Origin of the sequence: Paenibacillus sp. oral taxon 786 str. D14 (genome assembly GCF_000159955.1) — a bacterium.
Taxonomy (GTDB): domain Bacteria; phylum Bacillota; class Bacilli; order Paenibacillales; family Paenibacillaceae; genus Fontibacillus; species Fontibacillus phoenicis.
Genome location: NZ_GG696008.1, coordinates 1 through 4,323, shown reverse-complemented (window position 1 = coordinate 4,323; position 4,323 = coordinate 1). Strand labels below are relative to the sequence as shown.

The following is a 4,323-nucleotide window of genomic DNA, read 5'->3' as shown; positions in this document are numbered from 1 at the left end:
TCGTCAGCCAAAAATTCGGCTGACGATTTTCGTCATAATCCCGTATTTAGTTGTTCGGGTCAACTGCTTTTCTTGTATCACTAGTATAAAGTGTTACAGAACCTCCAGCGGACAATGCCGGTCCGATTTTCGTAAAATATCCCCATGTTCCTTCCGGGTCTCCTGATACATTTCTTCCGGATACGATACCAATCAATTCAGTCGTTCTATATGCATTAAATACAATTCCTCCGCTGTCTCCACCTAAAACCAAACCGCCACCATCTTTTTTTGCTTGTATCATATCATTGAGAGTAATGGAACCATATGTCACTGGCGTACTTGTATTGGTAACAGTTCCACACGTGACTCCAGTGGTATAACCCGACTTACAAATCAACTGACCTTTCAGCACAGTCGATGTGGTTGTGTACTTATTATCATATTCTGCGTTGGCAGTATCATTGTAATAATATTTATTTCCAATATACTTGCTAGTATTCGTTAGCAAAATTAAGCCAACATCTGTTCCACCATCACGATACGCCGAAAAGTGCTGTGTTCCAATATTTGCTCCCCCTTGGGTAACTGTACTGCCTACACTAGTGATACAATGTCCTGCTGTAATAAGAAATTCTCTTGTATCTTTTGTAGCCGTCGCTGTTGTACTACATGGCCCAGAGGAAATTTTTATTCCACCACCCATTTCAGTAAATTCTGCATCTCTCGCTTTAGCGGGTTCATTAACAATGACTCCTTTTTGAACTTCTACTAAATCACCGTATTCCGATGTTAATTGTGCCGAAAATTGTTCATCAATTTGATCGATAAACAATTTAACCTTTTGTTCTTTTACATCTGTTTCAATTGAAAAAGTTTTCGGCGCAAACCCTTTATAACCAGTTTTCAATTTTCGAAGTACATCATTTTCGACAGCAAGTAATTCATTTTTTGAATATTTAACTTTCTGCACTGTAAGTAGATTTGCGGGAATAGCTTCCTTTACTTCATTAATAAATGAAGCCGTTCGGGCATCCTCTCTTGAAACGGCAGCTACAAACTGAAATTTTGGTTCGTTTTCGATATAAAACTCTCCTACTTCATTGAAACCTTCTGGACTCCCATAATGTCTGTTAATAATGTTGAAAATAGAATCAAGATAAGTTTTCTCGTACTGGAGTTGCTCTTTCTGTTTCTCATTTAACGGCAAGACGACGTTTTCGTTTTCACTAGGTGGATTTACGTGATTGCTGTCTTCTGCAAATGCAACTGACTGAAATGCTAGAACAACAACAAGAATCACTGATAAAAAATACTTCTTCATCATTTCCTCCTCCTAGATAATGGAATAAGTCCTTTCTGTTTCTAGTATTATACAAACGCCTCCTAATTTGAATAGTGAATAACTACTAATATTATGGGATTTTGTTACTAGGCTCGAATGGCTCTGAAAGGAAATGGTTTTATGTAAAATAGTAGGTCTTTTCTGGAATTACGTTTCCAGAGGAAGAGGAACAACGACACAAATTAGGAGGAGATAAGATCTCCCCCTTCAAAAATTATCTTGCGTTCATTTTCGACACCACATTTTCATTGAAACATTAGTGTTTTAGTTGATATTCCTTCTCGACCCGGTCAATCAGTTTGTTCAATTTCTTGTGATTTTCTGGAGGTTCAAGTTTGAAAAACACCCCTGAATCGAGAACCTTAAAAAACTGACCATTCCCACCGAACTCAAGCGCTTTTACGGATCCGTCCTTCATGTTAAGTTTAACTAAACGATAGTAATCCGCTGTAGCATTTCCGGTAAGATGAGTTGAGTTATTCAAGAGGCTTACAAGATTATATATGTCCGTCTCCGCATCGATCACTCCACTAACCGGGTCGTTCACACCAGTGGAAATAGTCACACTAGAAATATCCTCTTTCTTTATCATAAATTTTTCCTCATTTGAGTTAATTGCACCTTGAGGCGAAGAATTGGTATTAGGCGTTTTTGACAACGGTAAATTTCCACAGGAAGCTAAAAAAATTGAAACAATTGATATTATTGCAATGGCAAGCAAATTGCGTTTCCCCATATCCTCATCCCCCATGTCTTATTTGAATGTTTGCACTACCTTTTGACGGATTAATTCCTCTATATGTTGCATCCTTGTTTGTAGTCAAGTCGGGTACCCGGATTCGACAGTCTGTAGATGCACTAACCGCCGTAAGCCCAGTCAGGACAAGGGAAACAGCGATTGTGGATAATTGCGTGTGGTGCCTACGGATTTCGGATATCAAATCAGCGAAATATCCCATATTTTCCGGGGTTCTTCAATTTTCAGGGCAGAAACAATTGCTCGATGTTCGTCCGTCAATTCGGTTCGTTGGCACAGCTTTCCGGCGTCGAGTCGGTATTCGATCAAATGCATCGTCTGCATAGACGAGCGCACTTCGCGCCATGTTTTGCCGGTCTGGTTCTCGATGATTCGGATGAGCATGAGTCCGAGCCAGCATAACAGGACATGAGCCCGAATCCGCTCCTCCTTGCGGTGATAAACAGGACGCAACTCCAGAGATTGCTTCAGCGTTCGAAAGGCTGCTTCCACCTTCAGAAGCTGCTTGTAGCCGAGTGCAACGTCTTCGTAGACAGCGTGTCATCCGATGTTCGCAGCAAGTACTTGCCATCCAGACGTTCCATCGCTTTGACGGCATTCAGGTCAATGCGCAAATTGCCGCGTTTGTCGATTTTCAGATACCGCCTGAAAGTCGGGTGGCTGTGCAATCGGCAATGCGCCTTCGTATGCGCTTCGCCATCGAGCTCTTTCAGCCGGTTCAATTCTGCACGCAATCGCTCCAGATGTTCTTCACGCTTGGCTGCATCCCGCTTGGCTTCTTCCGGATTACGGACCAGCACATAACGTGTCCGAGCTTCACCGTCGCCGATCACGACCTCCTTGACTTCCAGATTGTCGCAAATCGTCTTGAAGCGTCCGGGATGGGCAAGAGCCGCTTCGACCGCCGGTTTCCCCGACGTCATCTTTTCCCCCGCGATGTAATGTCCGCCGGTTTGCTGAAGCACGCGCAAGTTGTCTTCGGAACAGAAGCCGCGGTCGACGACCGTAATGACGCGTCCTAACTTCCAACCGGTCAAGTCTTTCTTGACTTCCGGGATCACGGTCATGTCCGACGTGTTGCCCGGCCAGACCCAGCAACGGATCGGAATGCCGTCGCGGGTAACGGCGAAGCCAATGACGACTTGCGGCAAGTCGGGGCGATGGTCTTTGGAGTATCCGGTTTTCCGAAAGTCGTTCTCTTCCGATTCTTCCGTTTCAAAGTACGTGGAGGTGGTATCGAAGAAGAGCAAGTCGACTTCGAGATTCAGCAAATCCGCAACGGTGTGAAATACTTCACGCTGAATCGCTTCATCCGACTCCAGCAGGAAATCCATTGCCCGGTAGCCATGCTGGACCTCGAATGTCGACAGATCGGGGATCACGACTTCTCGATCGACCCAGTCCTCGACCGCCAGTTTGCTACCGGGATCCAATACGCGATTGGCCACCATCGCAAAGATCGCACGCTCTACCGGCATGCGGAATTCCCGATCTGTCAACCGACTGGTTATTGCCTCTCCAATACCAAGCTTCTTCCAGAGCTGATCAAGCAGCCACGTACCGCCAATGGCTTTCGAAGTCAACATCGTAACGGAGGCAGACCGGGTTTGCTCGGAGCCGGAAGGAAGCGGCTCACCGATAAAGCGGTGAATGCTGGCCGCGAGTCGCTTCAGACCTTCGAAGTCTAACTCATCAGCGCGGCCAAAGTGGTACAGCACCTTGGCTTGCGGCGTGCCGGTAACCGGATTGCGCTCATTGTGGGCGAGTTGGACATAACGGGTAATTGTCCCATTTTTGTTTTTACGAGAAATTTGTCGTATGTACATAGCTACATGATACAATGTATACTACAAGAAATACAACGAAAAAGTCGACTTATCCACAGAAATTTAGTGCCTACAGTTTTTCGCGATTTCGAACGATTTAGTGCCTGTGGAGAAGTCTGAAAACCAGCGTCAAATCAGCATTCTTGTTATCCACAGCACCCGAATGGGTGCCTACTTTTAGGTGGATACTGTCGAACCCGGGGTTAAATATGAGGATAAATGGGTTGAAAGAAATCTTTTGTATGTAGCGATGAGCAGACCAACTCATTTGTTTGCTTTTGCAATGAACTCTGATTTTATCTCAGAGGAACAGATCAATACGTTTAAGCAAAAGGGCTGGAATATTATGTATGCAGAAGGTGAGCAAGCAGTATTACAAAATGAAAATGGTTTAGAAATGGTTCATATCTAATTTG

The 4,323-nt window shown here is 44.5% G+C and carries 3 protein-coding genes and 1 pseudogene; 1 reads left to right on the top strand and 3 read right to left on the bottom strand.

Annotated elements, in window-relative coordinates; all coding sequences use genetic code 11:
- Window positions 1–46: 46 nt before the first annotated feature.
- The 3 genes and pseudogenes from POTG_RS22400 to POTG_RS22390 all read right to left on the bottom strand — a co-directional run bounded on the left by POTG_RS22400 (window position 47) and on the right by POTG_RS22390 (window position 3,907).
- On the bottom strand, window positions 47–1,306 hold the full coding sequence (locus tag POTG_RS22400) for a trypsin-like serine protease (protein ID WP_009227136.1): 1,260 nt from the start codon (window positions 1,304–1,306) through the stop codon (window positions 47–49).
- 274 nt (window positions 1,307–1,580) lie between these two features.
- Window positions 1,581–2,060, bottom strand: a complete 480-nt coding sequence (locus POTG_RS22395) for a hypothetical protein (protein WP_157273566.1) — start codon at window positions 2,058–2,060, stop codon at window positions 1,581–1,583.
- Window positions 2,061–2,261: 201 nt separating this feature from the next.
- Window positions 2,262–3,907, bottom strand: a pseudogene (locus POTG_RS22390) (IS1634 family transposase).
- Window positions 3,908–4,088: 181 nt separating this feature from the next.
- Here POTG_RS22390 and POTG_RS22385 point away from each other — a divergent pair.
- The gene (locus POTG_RS22385) at window positions 4,089–4,319 is read left to right on the top strand and encodes a hypothetical protein (RefSeq protein WP_009227133.1); all 231 of its coding nucleotides are present in this window, start codon (window positions 4,089–4,091) and stop codon (window positions 4,317–4,319) included.
- The last annotated feature ends 4 nt before the right edge of the window (window positions 4,320–4,323 follow it).